The sequence below is a fragment of the Bacteroides sp. AF32-8BH genome, from assembly GCF_003435205.1.
GTDB lineage: Bacteria > Bacteroidota > Bacteroidia > Bacteroidales > Bacteroidaceae > Bacteroides > Bacteroides ovatus.
In genome coordinates this window covers 134,119-153,638 of sequence record NZ_QVLZ01000008.1, presented here as the reverse complement: position 1 = coordinate 153,638, position 19,520 = coordinate 134,119, and the positions used below count along the sequence as shown (strand labels likewise).

Below are 19,520 nucleotides of genomic sequence, written 5' to 3'. Positions count from 1 at the left end.
TAAGATTAATCCGAATAACCATAAGAGTTATATAATTTACCGTTTGAGGTAGAGATGGTTGTAGAAGCTATCGGCAATAAATAACGATTCTTCACAGCCTTGTTCAATCCGCCAGAAATACTAGGCAAGTTTACTTTCAGATTCTTTTGCTCCTTGTCACTGGTTTCAGCTCCGAAGAAGCTCTTGTTTTCATATTCTCCACCTACTTTAGCTCCAAATACGAGAGAAGTCATATCGATATACATCGGATTGTCCGTGCGATATTTATAGTTCACATACTGTGGATATGTACCATTATACACTGCATTTGTATATTCGTTTTTGAACTCGTCTATTTTTTCGCTCAACAGGTTCCAACGGATTAGGTCGAACTTACGAACACCTTCTCCTGCCAGTTCCCATGCATTTTCGTCAACAATTGCATCGAAGAAGTCTTTTCCCATTAGAGCAGTCCATGCAGCATCACGTTTGGTTGCATCGGTGAAAGCACGGTCGTGTACTTCTTTCAGGGCTGCTGTGGCTGTTAATGTACAACCTTCGGCTGTTGCACCCTTACCATAAAGTTCGTTCACAACTTCGGCATACATCAGCAATACTTGCGGATAACGCATTTTCACTACGTTGATACCGGAACAAACTTTCTGATCGCTGGCCAATACAGCTGCGTACCATTCAGAGTTTTCCATCATCTTACGATAATCCCATTTTCCACAATAAAGACCGAAAGGAGCATTTCCTAACATATATTCTTTAAATACTTTGGTGTTTTTGTCTGTAGAAAGTTGTGAAATAGCACAAGTCAGATCGCGGCGGATATCTCCTTCGCCAAATGACAGATAATAAGGAGCAGTCAGTTTCAACTTACCGGATGAGTTACCTTTCGGACCGAATAGGGAACTGGCACCGTTTATACGATATCCGATAGTATATCCCAGCTCACCACTTTTGTTTAGTCCCATTGGAATCTCGAACAGGTTTTCTTGATAAGTCTGATCTAGTTGTCCGATATTTATTAAACGCCAGTATTCTTCTACAGAAGGATTCAGTTTATGTTTTCCTGAACTGACAACAGCTGCCAGATGTTTTTCGGCCAATTCGAATAGTTCTCTACGTTTGGTATCGCTGCAACGTTGAGTAGGATAAGTAGCGTCACTGTTATCTCCGGTGATATATCCGTCTTTAGCTTGTTCGCGGATAGCATATCCGGCACGTGTCATTGCAATGTTAGCCAAGAGAGCGTGAGCATAGCCTTTGCTTACATGTTCGGTTGTATAACCGTCTTCACCAGCCCAAGGTAAATATCCGATAGCTTCCTCGAGTTCAATTATCAATTCATCCATGATATCGTCACGATCTGCCTTTCCAATGTAAACATTAGACAGGTCGCTGTTGGAAGATTCTGTTTTGAAAGGAATATCACCGAACAAGCGGATCAGATCGAAATAAATCATCGCACGCAATGTCATCGCTTCTGCACGGAATCTCATCATGCTGGTACGGGTTGCTCCTGCTTGTTGTATCAGTTGGCTATTGTTTATACCATCTACTACCAGATTCGCATTCTCGATTACTCCGTACATGGCATCCCATACTTTGGAAAGTTGTGACCATCCCGGATTAGCGTTGTAGTTCATATTACCACGTTCGCTGGACGTGTTGCTTGCATCCGTACCCAAACCGTCAATCAGTTCACAGTCGGTATTGGTTCCGGCAATGATAGGTAGGAAGTTAGAATAAGTCTGGTCTTGCGTCAGGCTGCCGTAAACTTTATTAAGTGCCAACTCTGTATAATAGGCATTATTAAAAGTTGATTCATTATCCAATTCAGACGGTGAGGTCTGATTCAGGAAGTCCGAACAGGAAGACAGGGCAATTAACCCCAGCCCCAGGAATAATGTCTTATATATTTTCATACGATCAATCTGTTTAATGTTTTAATTAGAATGTAACGTTAATACCACCCACAAATGTGCGGCTCTTAGGATAAGCGGCGTAATCTATACCCGGAGTCATCGCATTTTTCTTACTGCTTGTATCGACTTCAGGGTCTGCTCCGCTGTAGTTAGTCCAACAGAACAGGTTATATCCTGTCAGATAGATTCTCACATTCTGCATAAACGCTCTCCTTACAATTGTTTTCGGAAGAGAGTATCCGATAGTAATGTTATTCAAACGCAGGAACGAGGCTTTTTCTACTGCATAATCAGTCAGCTGCATGGTAGTAGCGCTGGCCGGATTGTACATATTGGCGTTAGCGTTTATTTCATTCAGACGTAATCCTGCTGTTGTCATGTCTCCATAGGTATTGAGGACATCTGTAGAGCTGGACGACAGGTTCAAACCAGTTTCCGGATCAATCCATGTGTAACGGTTAGACAATCTGAAATCATTGTTTAAGTTATAACCGGTTCTTGAACCTGAACGGAAAGAAGCTGCCAGTTTTGTTCCATTGACAATTACATTTCCGAGAGAGTAGTTAAAGAATACATTGAAATCGAAATTACCTACACGACCATCGAATCCAAAACCTCCGGTTGTAGGAGCGATAGTGTTACCCAAACGTTGTTTGAGAGGGTTACCATCTTTATCACATTCCAGTTTCAAACCACCCGGATAGTATTTACCACCGGTGATAGTAGGACTGTTATCTTGCATTCCGTCTTTTAATCCCCATTCGCTACCTGCCCAAACCAGTTCGCCGGTAGGGTTGGTGACAGGATCATATACAGTATAATAACCGTTTGTCTTATATCCCCAAACTTCACCCAAACGTCCGCCTTTCTCTACGCGGAAGTCTTCGTATTTGGCCATTGTACTACCTGACCAGTTACTACTTTGCCAGGGAGAGTCTGTATTCAGTTTATCAATGCGGTTGCGGTTGTAAGCAATGTTGGCATTGAAGTTCAAAGAGAAATTCTTTTTATCAAATAAAACAGCACTAACAGACAATTCTACACCTTTATTGGATGTCTGTCCGAAGTTCTTGTACTGATAGTTATATCCGGAGAGAGAAGGAATTTCAGTACGCATCAATAAGTCTCTGGTTGTATTCCAGTAAAAGTCGATAGCACCGGAGATACGATTGTTCCAGAATCCATAGTCAATACCGATGTTACGGGTAACTGTTGTTTCCCACTTCAAATCGGGGTTGTATAAGTTCGTTCCATGTTCCAACATGGTAGTGCTTTCTCCGTTGAAGAAAGGATTGCGTGCATCATTACCTCCCAAAGAGTAAGTGGTGGAAAGCAAACCGGAATTGATACGGTTGTTACCGGCAGTACCGAAGCTTAAACGTAGTTTCAAAGCTGACAGCCAGTCTTGAGTGTTACTCATGAAAGCCTCGTCAGAGATACGCCATGCCAAAGCTGCTGACGGGAAAACACCCCAACGATTTCCGGAACCGAACTTGCTCGAACCGTCTGCACGTACTGTAACAGCAAGCAAGTATTTATCCATCATAGTATAGTTCACACGACCAAAGAATGATAATATGTTTTCTTTTGCAGCAATGGTAGATTGGTTGGCTAAAGCTTTGCCCGAACCCATATTTGCTTTCATATCATCGAAATTCATAGTAACAGGGAAAGCTACAGATACATTTTCTATTGATTTCCTTTGGCTGCTGCTTACTTCATGTCCGATCAATACATTGAGTTTATCACGACCTTTGAACAGTTTTTTGTTATCATAGGTCAATGTGTTGGCATTACGCCAGCTCATCGTCTTTTCTCTCAACAGGTAGGCTTGTGGCTGACCGTTATATCCATATTTAGAATTAGATACTGCATCTACTCCCCAATACTGTTCTGTATCGTCAAACTTCCATCCATATCCGAATTCGGAACGGAATGTCCAGTTCTTGAATGGTTTCCAGTTTAAACCTACATTGTAGTTCTGGTTGAAAGTATTGCGGGTTTTATCCGTTGCAAGCAGACGTTCCAATGGAGATTTCTGTTGTGCCGAACTGTTTTCTTCGTCGTCATCACTGTATTTAAGTGAATCAACCGGACGGAATACGGTAGCATTAGCCACAGTTGAATTGGCAGCATTGGATTCATTGGTATCAGCACCACCACCTAAACCGTCAATGGTAGAGTAACTTAACCGGGCGTTAAAGTCCAGTGTCATCCATTTATTCAGTTCTGATTTAATTTTTGCATTTACATTGTCTTTTTTGAAGCCGGAATTAAGCATGATACTTTTTTCTTCATTATGGGCATAGCTGACACTATAAGTCATTTGCTTGGTTCCGCCACTTACATTAATGTTATATTGTTGCTGGTTTCCAGTACGTCCGAACATCTCGTCTTGGTAATCGGTACCATCAATAGAACGCCAAATATCCATATCGGCAAAGTTTCCATAATCCAGAGAACCGATTTCACGCTGATAAGCAACGAAATCGTAAGGACTCAAGACTTCAGTCAGTTTGGTTACCTGTTTAAAACCGAAAGAAGCACCGAAGTCTACTTGCGTTTTACCTTCTTTTCCGCTCTTGGTAGTAATGATGATTACACCATTTGCACCACGGGCACCATAAATGGCTGTGGAAGAAGCATCTTTCAATACGTCGATGCTTTGAATTTCCGAGGGAGCGATATCACTAATGCTTGAAACAGGGAAACCGTCTACAATATATAAAGGAGAGTTATCCTGTGATAGTGAACCACCACCGCGAACACGGATCTTTATATCTGCATCGGGAGAACCTTCAGTAGTAGTAACACTAACTCCGGCAAGTTTACCGGTAAGGGCTTCAGATGCACTTGCTACTGGTATAGCAGCTAAGTCTTTGGCACTAACAGAGGCTACAGAACCGGTTAAATCTCTTTTATTGACCGTACCGTAACCAATTACTACGACTTCGTCCAAAGCTTTCGAGTCGTCGACCATTTGTACATTAATTGTTTTTCTACCTTGAACGGCTATTTCTTGAGTTTTCATACCTATGTATGAAATAACCAATGTTTTTTTGCCATCAACTTTAATAGAAAAATTACCATCTAAATCTGTAATCGTACCATTGGTAGTATTACCTTTTTCTACAACAGAGGCTCCAATAACAGGCTCTCCGCTGGTGTCTTTCACGTTACCTTTTACGGTAATCGTTTGCGCAGATACGCTAAGCGATATTGCTGAAAATAGTATTAGCAATAAGGAGCGCATGTTTTTCACTTTGTTAGACATTCTTTGCATGTTTATTAATTAATGGTTGTTGTTTGATATTTCATAAAAATCCCGATGAGAGTTCATTCATCGCTACAAAAGTATGAGAATGAAGATACAGTGATGTGCAATATTTGTTTTTCACCTCGTATTTTTTGTTTTTTAGTTTGTTACGAGGTGTAGTTATTAGCTTTGAAGGGTGTTATTTGTGTTCTAAAGGCCGGCAAATATACGAATCAGAGATTTATAAATTGATTTTTTCACCGGTTTTTATCCGGCATTCATCGGAATTTATACCGTAAATCAACTGAAAAGCCTGTGGAAGCATAGGGAAATGATGTATCTTTGAACCATTAATCAATTAATAATAGAAACAATGGAAGAGAAACAAAATTTTCCCCGTGCTACAGGCTTTTCCGGTAAAATACTGATAGCTTTGCTTTTTATCCTTTCCGGGATTCTACTGTTTGCCCGTAATATGGGATGGATAACTTCAGAAGTATTTGATTTGATCGTATCCTGGCATTCACTCCTTATATTATTAGGTATATATGCAATGATTCGCCGCCATTTCATCGGTGGAATCATCCTTTTGCTGATAGGTGTGTATTTTCTGATAGGAGGACTTTCCTGGTTACCGGAAAATTCACAGGCAATGGTGTGGCCCCTCGCTCTGATAATAGCAGGTGTTTTATTTATCTTCAAACCCGGCAGAAATAAGAGGGCGCAATGGGCTCGTCAGCATACAATGGAACATCGTCGGCAATGGATGAAGATGCATCAGGGTAGACCCGGCATGAACTTTGAGAGTGAGCAACAACAATCGGAATCAGTAGATGGCTTTTTGCGTTCGGAGAATGTCTGGGGAGCTGCACGTCACGTAGTACTTGATGAGTTGTTTAAAGGAGCCATGATTCGTACCTCTTTCGGGGGGACGACTATTGATCTTCGCCATACCCATATTGCACCGGGAGAAACCTATATTGATTTGGATTGCAGTTGGGGAGGAGTCGAGATTTATGTCCCGTCGGATTGGACAGTCGTCTTCAAATGCAATGCTTTCTTTGGAGGATGTGATGACAAACGCTGGCAAAATGGGAATGTAAACAAGGAGAATATATTGGTCATTCGTGGAACGCTTTCTTTCGGAGGCTTGGAAGTTAAAGACTAGCGTATGAAACCACATCCGATAATAGATTATCCATTCCGCTGGATTCCGATGCTGGTGCTGGCGTTTATTCTGGTTGCGACACAGGTGGCTTTAGTCTGTGGATATACCGGAAACGACTATCTTCCTGCTCTGGTAGATGGAGTGGCAACAATTGGTTGGCTGGCAGCCATAGCCTATTTGGCCTGGTTTGTGGTCGGTCTTGTTTCGTTGTTCCAGACGGATATAATCATGATAATCGTTGGAAGCCTGTTATGGCTGGCGGGTAGTTTTATGATCTGTGATATCATGGTGAGGATTGTAGGCATATCCTATATTCCTTTTGCGCAGACCATACCTTTCCGGTTATTGTTCGGGCTGCCAACCTTGATTGCCATTACTTTATGGTATCGCCTGATCGTAACTAAAGAAGAAGTACAGAATCAGGAACTGGATAAAGAATTGGCTGCACATCAGCTAACTGTGACCGAACAACAAGGAGAACCACAGACAGAATTAATAGATCGCATTACGGTGAAAGACGGTTCCCGCATTCATCTGGTAAAGACAGACGAACTGATTTACATACAAGCCTGTGGAGATTATGTAATGTTGATAACCCCTACCGGAGAATATCTGAAAGAACAAACTATGAAATATTTTGAGACCCATCTGTCTCCTGATACTTTTGTGCGTGTGCATCGTTCTACGATTGTCAACGTAACACAAATTTCGCGGGTCGAGCTTTTTGGAAAAGAAACTTATCAGTTGTTATTGAAGACTGGCGTGAAACTTAAAGTAAGTCTTTCCGGTTACCGGTTATTAAAAGAGCGGCTGGGGATCTAAAATTTGTTCAATCTTATCATAAAAACTGATTTTTCCCCCATATCGGTCAAAAAATGAATGTCAGAATGAAAAGCTTCCACTACTTTTGTTTCCATCATCTAATAATGTGAATAAGGAAATGAAAAGAAAATTAGTTTATGTTTGTCTGCTGGCAATGTTTGCGGGAGGAATGATGTCCTTTTCCTATGACATACCCGAAAAACAGGAGACAGGCGGCCGGGAAGATCGAGTGATCTCTTTTCCCGGAGCTGAAGGACACGGTAGATACACGACAGGCGGCCGTGGTGGTAAAGTGTATCATGTGACTTCTTTGGAAGACGATGGTTCGCAGGGGACTTTACGTTGGGCTTTGAAACAAAATGGACCTAAAACGATTGTCTTTGATGTGGCAGGTACGATTCATCTGAAATCGGAATTACGAACAGGGAAAGATCATCTCACCATTGCAGGACAGACTTCTCCCGGAGGAATCTGTCTGGCTGATTATGGCTTTTCTATTAATTCTAATAATGTAATTATCCGTTTTCTTCGTTTCCGCCCCGGAGAAGCCAGTGGGAAAGAACCCGATGGGTTGGGCGGCTGTGATAAGAAAGATATTATGGTAGACCATTGCTCTGTCAGTTGGAGTGTAGATGAATGTCTTTCCGTTTATGGTATGGAAAACTCTACGGTACAATGGTGTATTGGCTCTGAAGCATTAAGAAAAGCGACTCATGTAAAAGGGGCACATGGATATGGAGGCAATTGGGGAGGACATAAAGCTTCTTATCACCATAACCTGATCGCTCACTGTGAGAGTCGCGTGCCTCGTTTGGGCCCTCGTCCTTCTACATTAGCTCTTGGCGAATGTGTTGATATCCGGAATAATGTTTTCTACAACTGGGCTGGAAACGGTTGCTATGGCGGGGAAGATCAGCATGTCAATATCGTCAATAACTATTATAAACCGGGACCGGCAACAAAACAGGCTTCCAAACAGGTGCAATATCGTATTGCCAAAGTCGGAGTTTATCCGCAAGCTTATGTTTACGTTGATGGAGAACCCAAAAAGAACTTGGCTTTTCAACCTTACCTGCAGAAATGGGGAACTTTCTATATTGATGGAAATAAGATAGAAGGTAACAACAAAGTTACTGCCGATAACTGGACGGACGGAGTCTATGCCCAGTTGAAGAATGATGAAAAAGTAGATTTCCTCTGGACAGAAGATGCCAAAGAATCTATCCGTCTGAAAGAACCTCTTGATTTTGGAGTAATCACTACTTATTCGGCTGACAAGGCTTATGAACAGGTGATGAACTATGCAGGTTGCTGTAATTATCGTGATGAAGTAGACAAACGTATCATTTCCGACACGCGGAAAGGAACGGCAACTTTCACCGGAGAAGGAAATAAACCCGGATTTATCAATAGCCCCAAAGACACAGGCGATTCTCCCTGGCCGGAATTATCAATAACAGGTCTTTCGGCACCGGTAGATTCGGACGGTGATGGCATACCTGATGAGTGGGAAATAAAAAACGGACTTGATCCGAATAATCCCGTAGATGGAAATACAAAAACGAAAGATCCGAATGGACAATATACGAATCTTGAGGTATATTTGAATAGTTTGGTGCAACATATAGTCGATGCACAGAACAAATAGGTAATCAGCAATTCCCCGTTCAATGCGGAGAATTTAGATGATATGCCCTTCAGGTGTTTTATGATAACATTTGAAGGGCATATCTTTTTTGTGCATGGCTATACCAGAGGGGCACTTTTTTACCCCAGTCCGTTTTTTACTCCTTTTCTACTAAATCTTACTCTATCTTCTCTTGCTTAATCCTCAATTTTGCACTGGTGAAAGAACAAAAAAATCACTCTAGCGAAAAACATCATTAATGTACAATGAAAATCTAAACAAATGAGAAACATGAAGCCAGCACTTATAATAGCCAATCCTCCTTAGGCTTGAATCCGCCTTTTAAAGAAAAAGGGCATAGAATTTTTATTCTTTTAATAATTGTATATCTTTAAATTATATATAAACTAATATTTATGAAACATCTAGCAAGTTTATTTCTTCTGTCATTTCTGCTTTGCTGTTCTTGTTCACAGCAAATGGATGATGAATGGAAACCGAATGAACAACTTCCCAATGTGCCCGAAACCCACCCGGTTGGCGTTTCTTTCAGTAGGGCTAGTCTTGAAACTTTTGCTGAACATGGAATTACAGAGGTCGGTGTTTATGTCTACCTGCAAGATTCCATGGTATATGGAAAAAATCTCCCTTTAAATAATGGAGATTTAAAAGTCGACCTTCCTTTAGGAGAAAATCTGCAAACCTTCATCGTGGCAAATGCCGATCATCTGGTGGATACAGATAGTCTTTCCAAAGTGGTAGTTTATCAGGATGCTCATATTCAAAAGCCGGTTTATATTTCGGATGTCGTAGGCTTTACTTCAGATAACTCGGTCAGTTCGCTCAACGTAGAATTGAAACGTTTAGTCGGGCAAGCAGTGTTCCAGCCGAAAGAGACGGAGGAGGAATTGAGTGCTATCACTCGTTTTGACCAGTTGAATGTCACTTTTACAAATGTGGCAATAGGCTATAAAGTAAAGAGTAAAGAATGTATTACAGAAAATGTGACCATTTCCACTAATCTTTCTACCGGCTTTGGAGCTTCGGTTTATTCATTTCCCACAGTGAATGGAGATTCCAGAACATCTATAGATGTGGTATATCTGAAAGGAGGCGAGGAGGTGAATCGCATCATCAGCCCTCTTGATACCGGTATAGGCTTTGAGTCTTCCAAGCGTTCTACCGTACATATGAAAATTATGGATGAGAATTACTTGGACGAGCCGTGGCCTTCGGTACGCACAGTCATGTATAAGAGTACATCCACTCAACCGTTTACAATAGAAGTTTCAGAATTTTAAAACAGGAGTTATATGAGAAATATATTCTATTCACTGACGGGAATAATGCTCCTGTTGGGAATAACAGCTTGTTCGGAAGAAGAACGATATGCCACTTCGGTAGTAAAAGAGATACAACTGTTTCTGGATGACGAACCGTGGGCGGTGAACACAGGTGCCTCTAACAAACCCCTGTTTATCTATACAGCCGATGGTGAGTATGTAGCCAACTATTCGTCGCTTTATCGCTTTCAGTTGCCCAATGGGAGTTATAACATTATTTCTACCACACAATCCGATTCTATTCCCAGTCCGAAGAATCTGAATGATATTGTGATACATCAGGATCCGACGGCTAAAACAAAATATGCCATTTCGGCACCGGTGACGTATAAATCCCCGTTCGACGAACCGCTTAGTGTGCGTATGTACAATCGTACAGGTGTGCTTCGTCTGAAGTCTACCGATCGTAAATCGGATAAAAGCTACTCGAAATTACGCGCAGTCGTTTCTTCACCAATATCAGGATATAAACTATCGGATGCTACTTTTGTAAAAGCTCCGACAGATGTGCAACGCGAGAAAGAGACAACAACCGGTGGAGTGAACTACACCGATGACTTTGTATTGTTTCAAACGCAAAGCGAAGGCGGAACAGTATCCGTGCGTATCGACTATCTGGATAAGAATAATACGGTAGTCCAATCTAAAGCTATCGATGGCACATTCCCCATCTTGCCTGATGATACGGTACAAGTGGTGTTTGCACTGAACAACGTAGATGAACCGATCATACAAGATTACACTGTAACAATTGCTTCGGAAGGATGGAACGAAGAAGATATCAATCCGGAAGCTCCGATGAGAATTCCTGACGGATACAGATATGTAAGTCCGGAAGAGAACCTTGAATCAATCTGTAAATCAATGCTGGCGGATGCTTCTGTAAATGAGGTGAAACTTTTCCTGAAAGCAGGTGCTACCTATAAATTAGGTACACAGACCGAAATACCGAAAGCTCTCTACATCATGGGACAGGCACCGGGTGATGGTGAAGAATTGGCATTTATGGAAATGGGCAACATGAGTATCAACTGTCCTGATGCCATTATTGAAGCCTTCCACTTCGAGAATCTGAAAATAAAGGTGACAACTTCCGATTTCTTTAAGTTTAAAAACCAAGCTTTCCATGTATCTACTATCTCTTGGAAGAACTGTGAAATCAGCGATTTGGTACGTACAATGTGGTATCAGGAAGTAGATGCTGCACAGAAACAGATTGCCGATCATATTGTGATTGAGAATTGTCGTTTCTTAGGTTTGAATTCCGGTGGAAGTGGCCTGTTCGGTCTTTCTACCAAGCAGGACGCGCCGGTACACAACTTTGTGTTCAAGAACTCTACGTTCCATGCCAACAATCTGACAAGAGCTTTGATAACCGGTTTGGGCAGTATGACAGGCAAATTGAATGTGACAATAGAGAATTGTACATTTGTGAGTATGGCTCCTGCTGCAATGACCTTCTTCGACTTAAATCCGAAGAATACCTCTTCATTCCACTTAGTTGTCCGTAATAATCTCTTTAGTGGTGTTTGTGAAGTCGGACAGGGAACTTGGTTCACTACAAGAAACGTCACAAGCAAGACTTTCGAGAATAACTATCGCACCAATGGCTTTGTAGTGGCTAACTGGGGAGTTGATACTGCTGAAATACCGGTAGAAACAGCTCTCCCTATGGAAACACTCTTCAAAGATGTGGCTGGTAGAGATTTCACTATTACCGATAAAAACTCCGAAGTATATACAAATGGAATTGGTGATCCGCATTGGATTAAATAATCAATAGAGTATTAACAATATAAAGATATAAAACATGAGATATTTTCTATTCATATTATTGGTAGGATTGTTGAGCGCATGTAGTTCGGACGACGAATCTAATGCGGGTGCAACAGCTGCCAAACTGGAAGTGTCGAAGAATGAGGTGAAGTTGAGTAACGTAGACGGTTCGTTTACAATCAACGTAACGGCTACCTCTACATGGACTGCCGAAGTGACCTCGACAGGCGACTGGTTGACTATATCAAAAAGCTCCGGAGAGGGGAATGGTGATCTCCGTTTGTTTTTTACCGAGAATACAGACGGTCCCAAGCGCACCGGAACAGTAAAAGTATCAATGTCGGGTGCAGGCTCGACATTGGAACAAGAGATTAGCGTAGAGCAACTGGGGGCCGATCCCGATATTTTGTTTGATTATTCATCAGACCCTTTGTCATTCCGGGGAGGTACATTCACCTGCAAAGTAGTGGCAAATGTGGAATGGGAACTGGAGATAGCAGCAGAGTACGACTGGATCAAGTTGAAGGAAGCAACTCCCAGAACCCGCAGTTTTGTGACGGATGAAGTAACATTTGCCGTAGATGCAAATGCAAACAAAACCAGAACAGCCGTCCTGATATTCAAATCCGTAGGAGATTATACATTGCAGCGTGTCCTGAAAGTGACACAAGACGGTGTAAGCGGTGAGGTGACGATAGAACAGGATGAGTATATCATTCCTTATAAATGTCCTAAACTGGTTATCTCGGCTCCGCAAGGAGAAAACCCGGTAGATTACGATGCTGTAATATCCGAGAGTTGGATTACGCAGGATAAGAAAAACTCTACTGCCAATGAAGTCGTATTGAATATCGAAAATAATGAAACAGTCTTCCCACGTACAGCAACGGTAGAGATGTTGGATAAAGTAATTACCATCTTCCAATATGGTAAACCCGATACAAGCATCGGTGACGATCATTCTACTTCTATACTCGCTTTCCCGGGTGCCGAAGGTGGCGGTCGTTTTACTACCGGTGGTCGTGGCGGCGAAATCTATCGTGTGACTACGCTGGCAGATTATAACAAAAACGAAACCCCTATTGAGGGCAGTTTACGCTACGGAATTGAGAAATCCAACCAACCACGCACCATCATTTTTGATGTATCCGGTATCATCGAACTGAAAAGAGGGCTGTATCTGAATGAATATCCTAATTTGAGTATCATTGGTCAGACCGCACCGGGCGACGGTATCACATTGAAGAATTACAACTTCACCTTTAACCTGTCGAAAGATCCGGCTATTGGTGCAGGTGGCAGTCTGAATGCTATTGTTCGTTTCTTGCGTTGCCGTCCGGGCGATCAGTTTGCCGATTATGGAGAAGATGCGATTGGCGGACGCTATTTCAAAGATGCCATTATCGACCATATTACAGCCGGATGGAGTGTGGATGAAACACTGACTTTCTATGGCGTACAGAACTTCACGGCACAATGGTGTATCGCTTCTGAAAGTATGAACCTGTCTAACCATGCCAAGGGTGCTCATGGTTATGGTGCTATGTTTAGTGGAGATAATGCTTCTTTCCACCACATACTGTTAGCACACCACGGTAGCCGCTGCCCGCGTATCTCCGATTTGTCTGCTCCCGGTACACAAGAATCTTATGACTTTACCGGATATTTCGATGTGAGGAATAATGTCTACTACAACTGGAGTGGAAGAGGACAAGGCAGTTACGGCGGAAAGTATGCTGCTTTCAACCTGACCAACTGCTATTATAAACCGGGACCAGCTACCGGAACAAACAACCGTTCTTACCGTATCCTGTCAAGTGATCCTACTGCCAGAGCTTATATCAATGGCAATTATGTGTTAGGTAACACAGGTGTCACGGCTGATAACTGGACAGAGGGTGTTTGGGGACAATTCGACTCTTCACTGGGTACGGTTCCTGAAGCAGAAAAGCAAGCTATGAAGATGGCAGATTACCAACCTTTCAGCAAACTGACCAGTCACACGGCTGAACAAGCTTACGATAAAGTATTGGAATATGCCGGAGCTTCTTTGCGTAGAGATGTGATAGATCAGCGTATCGTTCGCGAAGTAAAGAATGGTACTTACACCTATATCGGTTCCAAACCCGAAGAAGACGGCAAAGCCAAGCAACCCGGTATCATTGATACAGTATCAGATACTGAAGGTTACATTAAGGTGAAGTCGTTGAATCCCTGGCCTGATACGGATGGTGATGGAATTCCTGATATTTGGGAAGAAGCTTACGGGTTGAATCCTAACGATCCGAGTGATGCACAAAAAATCAGTTCGTCGGTTGATCCTAACGGACGCTATCCGAACATCGAAGTTTATTTTCACAACCTGGTTCAGCATATCATTTACTATCAGAACCAAGGCGGAATAGTGATGGAAAAGAAATAATGGTGTGGAGCAAATAAATCTATTTACAATAAAAGCATAGAATGATGAATAAAATAATCATAAACATATTTATCCTGCTGTGGGTAGCGGTGGGTGCTATGGCACAGACTGCTACTGTGACCGGTACGGTGACCGACGACATGGGACCGGTGATTGGTGCCACAGTAACGGTGCAAGGCACTTCGATCGGTGCCACGACCGATTTGGACGGTAAATTTACATTGACTGGCGTGTCCAATGTAGCCAAGGCCGTGTTGATAGTTCGCTATGTAGGTATGGAAGAAGCAAAAGAACCGTTGAAAGGACGTACCTCGAACATTAATATCCACATGAAAGAAGCTGTCGGAATGTTGGACGATGTAGTCGTAATCGGCTATGGAACGCAGAAAAGAGGTAACCTGACCGGTTCTATCGCCAGCGTATCCGGCAAGATATTGGAAAAAGTACAGACCACTTCTGCTGCTGAAGCCATCGTCGGTAAGCTGCCGGGCGTACAGGTGACGGCTGTAGACGGCTCGCCGGATGCAGAAATCAAGATTTTGGTGCGTGGTGGCGGTTCTATTACACAAGATAACAGTCCGCTTATCATATTGGACGGATTTGAAGTGGGCAGCCTGAACGATGTTCCTCCTACCGATATTGAATCTATCGAAGTGTTGAAAGATGCGGCCTCTACGGCCATCTATGGTGCACGCGGTGCGAACGGTGTTATTTTGGTGACAACCAAACGTCCTGTTGAAGGACGGGTTGTCATTAGTCTGAACACTTATGTGCAGACCAAAGAACTTTCTAACAAGCTGGATGTGATGGACCCTTACGAATTTGTATTGATGCAATATGAAAATGCTCGTCAGAAAAGTTCTAACCCAACAGCTTTCAATAATAAGTATGGACATGCTTACGAACACTATATCTATCAAGGGAATGCCGGAAAAGACTGGCAGGACGAGGTGTTCGGTTCCAATCCGGTGGCTAAATATGTAGACCTTAGTGTGAATGGTGGTACGGAAAAAGCCAAATATAAACTATCCTTTATCCATCAGGACCAACCGAGTGTGATGGTAGGTAACGGACTGAAACAAAATAATATGAATGCTTCTTTCAACTTCAAGCCTTTTAAATTCCTGACGTTGGAATACCGCACGCGTTTGTTACATAAGGAAGTGGATGGATCCGGTACGGAAGGCGTTAGTTTGTTGACTGCTTTGCGCCAAAAACCTACTAAGGGTCTGGATGAATATATGAAACTTCCTGAAGACGATACGTATTTCGATCCCGATCAACTGGAAGAGGAAACTCTTTTTGATCCCAAAGAAGAATCGAAAAGAAATTATAAAAAGAGAATTAATAAGTCTCTCAATACGATGGGAGCTGTGACTTGGGATATTATGAAAGGTATGACTTTCCGTAGTGAATTTGGTTTCGAAAATAACTCTGAAGAACAACGCCGTTTCTGGGGTATGGAGACTAGTAAAGCTCGTAGCAACAATAACCAGCCGGTGGCGGAATGGAGCATGAAACAAGGTACTAAGTGGCAGCTTACCAACGTGTGGAACTACAACTTTATGCTAAAAGATGTACATGATATCCGTCTGATGTTGGGACAGGAAATCAAGCATAACCAGACTACTACCAAAACTTACTCTACCCGTTTTTTTCCGGAAAATATCACGGCAGAAAAGGTCTTTGATAATTTGTCGCTAGGTACTCCTTACGAGAACTCCTCGTCAGCGGCCTCTCCCTCGCGTATTTCTTCATTCTTTGGTCGTATCAACTATGGCTATAATGATAAATACCTTGCTACAGTAACGTTGCGTGCCGATGGCTCTTCCAAGTTTGCCAAAGGTAACCGTTGGGGATTCTTCCCGGCAGGAGCGTTGGCATGGCGTATCTCTAATGAAGACTTTTTGAAAGATAATCAGGTCGTTTCCAACTTAAAGTTGAGAGTCAGTTACGGTACTTCCGGTAATGACCGTATTGATGCCGACCTTTATCAGAAATTGTATGGTGTAAGCAGTTCCCGTCCTGCCGGCTGGGGAGAAAACAGTCACTATTACTACAATTTTTATAACTCTAAATATGTCTACAATCCCGATGTGAGATGGGAAACTACCATCACACGTAACATTGGTTTTGACTTCGGCTTCTTCAAAGAACGCATTAGCGGTACTGTTGATGTTTATTGGAATACAGTGAAAGATTTGTTGGTGCCTTCGGATATTCCCGGTTATACAGGTTACACTAAGCTGATGACCAATGTGGGACAAACGTCAAATCGTGGTATAGAACTTCAACTGAATGCCTGGCTGGTAGAGACGAAAGACTTTTCACTGAACGCTACCTTTAATATCGGTCATAATAAAAACAAGATTGACAAACTGGCAAGTGGTGAAAAAGAATGGATTCTCACTTCGGGTTGGAGAAATGATGTGGTGAACTCGGATGATTACCGTGCCTATGTGGGTGGTACCAGTGGTTTGATTTACGGTTATGTCAATGACGGATTCTATACCGTAGCCGATTTTGAATCCTTCGACTCCAAATCCAGAACATGGAAACTGAAAGAAGGAGTGGTAGATTCAAGCCCATTGTCCGACACTCCGCGTCCCGGTAATGCCAAGTTCAAGAAACTCACTCCGGTAGATCCTAACAGCACCAATCCTTATCAGTTGACAGAAGCCGACCGTACTGTTATTGGTAACACCACTCCGAAATTCTCGGGAGGTTTTGGCTTGAATGCTACTTATAAAGGGTTCGACATGAGTATGTTCTTCAACTTTATGTATGATTTTGATGTACTGAATGCCAACAAAATCATGCTGACCACGTGGGCGGACAATAAAGAGAACAACTTCCTGATGGACATTGCTTCGGATAAACGCTGGCGTAACTTCGACGACATGGGGAATGAGATCCGTTATAGTCCGGAAGTACTGGCAGAATTCAATAAGAATGCTACCATGTGGAATCCCACTTCCATCGGGCGCCCCATCTGTATGTCGTATGCCGTGGAAGACGGTTCGTTCCTGCGTCTTAATTCAGCTACCCTCGGTTACACCTTACCAAGTGTGTGGACGAAGAAAGTCGGTTTGAGTAAAGTGCGTTTCTATGTATCGGGCAATAATCTGTTTACCCTTACCGGATATAGTGGTTATGATCCGGAGGTGAACATCGCTACCGGTTTGACACCGAACATTGATTATAACCGTTATCCGCGTAGCCGTACCTATACATTTGGTGCACAGTTGACTTTTTAATTGAAATCTATAAAATGAAAGAACAATGAATAAGAAACTAATATACTCACTCATTGCCGGAACTATGTTCACTTTGACGTCTTGCGATGATTTTCTTGATGTGCAGCCCGCCTCCGGCTTTACTCCCGAGTACATATTTTCCAGCGAATCGGAGATGAAAGCGTTGATGACCCGTATCTACTCTTCCATGACGGAAGACGGATTGTACGGAAGTAACCTTGCCAGCGGTTTGAATACGAATACCGATGTGGAAATGAGTTCGTTCAAGAACAACACTGTCAGTACCAATGGCTCGGATATAGGCTGCTTTGATTCCCGTCCCACCTGGTCGGTATTGAACGCTACTTGGAACAATATCTATTATGCTATCAATTATGCCAACGACTTTTTGCAGGCTGTGCAGGAGTCACCATTGTTTTCCGATAAAGTAACAGGTGATACTCCTTCCGAAACACAACAGATGTATGGAGAAGTGAAAACTCTTCGTGCCATGCTCTATCTGGACTTGATCCGTACATGGGGAGATGTAGTGTTTATTATCAAACCAACGGAAGCGACCGATGACTTCTTCAGCCTGGGTACTACCGACCGCAATGTCATTCTGGAATATCTGATTGATGACTTGATAGCTGTAGAACCGACGATGAAATATGCAGTCGATTTGGATTATGGCGTAGAACGTGCTTCACGCGAATATTGCCAGTCGCTTATCGGACAGTTGGCTCTCTATCGGGGTGGTTGGACTCTTCGTGCCGACAAAGAAGATGTGACTCACGTAGGTTACATGGAACGTGGCGATAACTTTGAACATTATTATGAAATTGCCGTCACTTATCTGGGAAAAGTAATCAAAGAAAGCAAACACGACTTGAGTCAAAGTTTTGAAAACTTGTGGGTAAATGAATGTAACTGGAAGACTGCCAACAACGATGATGTCATGTTCGCTGTTCCGATGCTGAAAAGTGTCACCAGTCGTTATGGCTATAATATCGGTGTTACTATTGCAGAAGGTAAGCACTCTTATGGCAGCGCCCGCAACTATGTAACTTTCTGCGGTACGTATGTTTATTCGTTTGATAAGGATGATTTGCGTCGTGATATGACTTGTGTACCTTATAAATATGATAAAGACCTGAATCAGGAGATTGATATGGGAGTGACTGGTATGGGTGTTGGTAAATGGTCCAAACTCTATATGCAGTCTCCGCTGGGTGCTTCCAGTGGTTCTAATACAGGTATCAACAGTGTACGTATGCGTTTTGCAGATGTTTTGCTGATGTATGCTGAAGCAGTCAATGAACTTTACGGACCGCGTGACGATGCAAAAGAAGCACTGAAGCGTGTTCGCCGCCGTGCTTTCGATGCGGCTCAATGGACGGATAAAGTAGAAAGTTATGTAGAGAGCCTGACTAATGAAGCAGATTTCTTCCAAGCAGTCATGGATGAGCGTAAATGGGAGTTTGGTGGTGAAGGTATTCGTAAATACGATCTTGCGCGTTGGAATAAATATGGTGAAGTTATCTACAATCTTTATAACGAGATGACTAATTGGGGATTGGTAGCTAACGGAGCTTACGTACCAGGCATTGAGAAAGTACCGTCTAATATCTATTACAAGCAAGTGACGGACCCTGAACATTCTGATAGAAAGGTATTAGACATTGTAGGTATTGACGAATATGGTCCCGGTGTAGGTCGCCCTGCCGGTTACACAGTATTGGAGTATGCGTTGGGATGGAGAGTGTTGAACAAAGAAACACAGCTTTATGAAACGTTGGATGCTATTTCATGGAGTTTCCGTGGATTTATCAACAAGAACAACGATCAATTAGTGAAACCTACCGATCCTGTGAGATACCTGTGTCCTTATCCTGCAAAGGTTATAACAGACCATCGCGGATTGATTCGGAACTATTATGGATACTAATCAGTAAAA

The 19,520-nt window shown here is 42.6% G+C and carries 10 protein-coding genes; 8 read left to right on the top strand and 2 right to left on the bottom strand.

The window, feature by feature from the left end; genetic code table 11:
• Nucleotides 1-5 precede the first annotated feature (5 nt).
• Both DWZ47_RS07420 and DWZ47_RS07415 read right to left on the bottom strand, forming a co-directional pair.
• Nucleotides 6-1,913, bottom strand: coding sequence for a RagB/SusD family nutrient uptake outer membrane protein (locus DWZ47_RS07420; protein WP_117512691.1), 1,908 nt, complete (start codon nt 1,911-1,913; stop codon nt 6-8).
• Between the two features lie 25 nt (nt 1,914-1,938).
• Nucleotides 1,939-5,196 (bottom strand): SusC/RagA family TonB-linked outer membrane protein, encoded by a 3,258-nt coding sequence (locus DWZ47_RS07415; protein WP_117512690.1) that lies wholly within the window; start codon nt 5,194-5,196, stop codon nt 1,939-1,941.
• 346 nt (nt 5,197-5,542) lie between these two features.
• Between DWZ47_RS07415 and DWZ47_RS07410 the strand changes: the two genes are divergently transcribed.
• From DWZ47_RS07410 to DWZ47_RS07375, 8 genes are all read left to right on the top strand, one after another.
• Nucleotides 5,543-6,337, top strand: coding sequence for a LiaF transmembrane domain-containing protein (locus tag DWZ47_RS07410; protein WP_004305289.1), 795 nt, complete (start codon nt 5,543-5,545; stop codon nt 6,335-6,337).
• A gap of 3 nt (nt 6,338-6,340) precedes the next feature.
• A complete protein-coding gene (locus tag DWZ47_RS07405; protein WP_117512689.1) occupies nt 6,341-7,159 on the top strand; it encodes a LytTR family DNA-binding domain-containing protein in 819 nt (272 codons plus the stop codon).
• Between the two features lie 118 nt (nt 7,160-7,277).
• Nucleotides 7,278-8,807 carry a pectate lyase gene (locus DWZ47_RS07400; RefSeq protein WP_117512688.1) on the top strand — a complete coding sequence of 510 codons (1,530 nt, stop codon included), beginning with the start codon at nt 7,278-7,280 and terminating at the stop codon, nt 8,805-8,807.
• Between the two features lie 395 nt (nt 8,808-9,202).
• On the top strand, nt 9,203-10,087 hold the full coding sequence (locus DWZ47_RS07395) for a hypothetical protein (RefSeq protein ID WP_117512687.1): 885 nt from the start codon (nt 9,203-9,205) through the stop codon (nt 10,085-10,087).
• Between the two features lie 12 nt (nt 10,088-10,099).
• Nucleotides 10,100-11,905, top strand: a complete 1,806-nt coding sequence (locus DWZ47_RS07390; RefSeq protein WP_117512686.1) for a DUF5123 domain-containing protein — start codon at nt 10,100-10,102, stop codon at nt 11,903-11,905.
• A 34-nt stretch (nt 11,906-11,939) separates the two neighbouring features.
• On the top strand, nt 11,940-14,327 hold the full coding sequence (locus tag DWZ47_RS07385; protein ID WP_004301524.1) for a BACON domain-containing protein: 2,388 nt from the start codon (nt 11,940-11,942) through the stop codon (nt 14,325-14,327).
• Between the two features lie 44 nt (nt 14,328-14,371).
• Complete coding sequence (locus DWZ47_RS07380; RefSeq protein ID WP_117512706.1) at nt 14,372-17,584, top strand: SusC/RagA family TonB-linked outer membrane protein; 3,213 nt, start codon at nt 14,372-14,374, stop codon at nt 17,582-17,584.
• Nucleotides 17,585-17,609: 25 nt separating this feature from the next.
• The gene (locus DWZ47_RS07375; protein WP_074556802.1) at nt 17,610-19,511 is read left to right on the top strand and encodes a RagB/SusD family nutrient uptake outer membrane protein; all 1,902 of its coding nucleotides are present in this window, start codon (nt 17,610-17,612) and stop codon (nt 19,509-19,511) included.
• Nucleotides 19,512-19,520 lie beyond the last annotated feature (9 nt).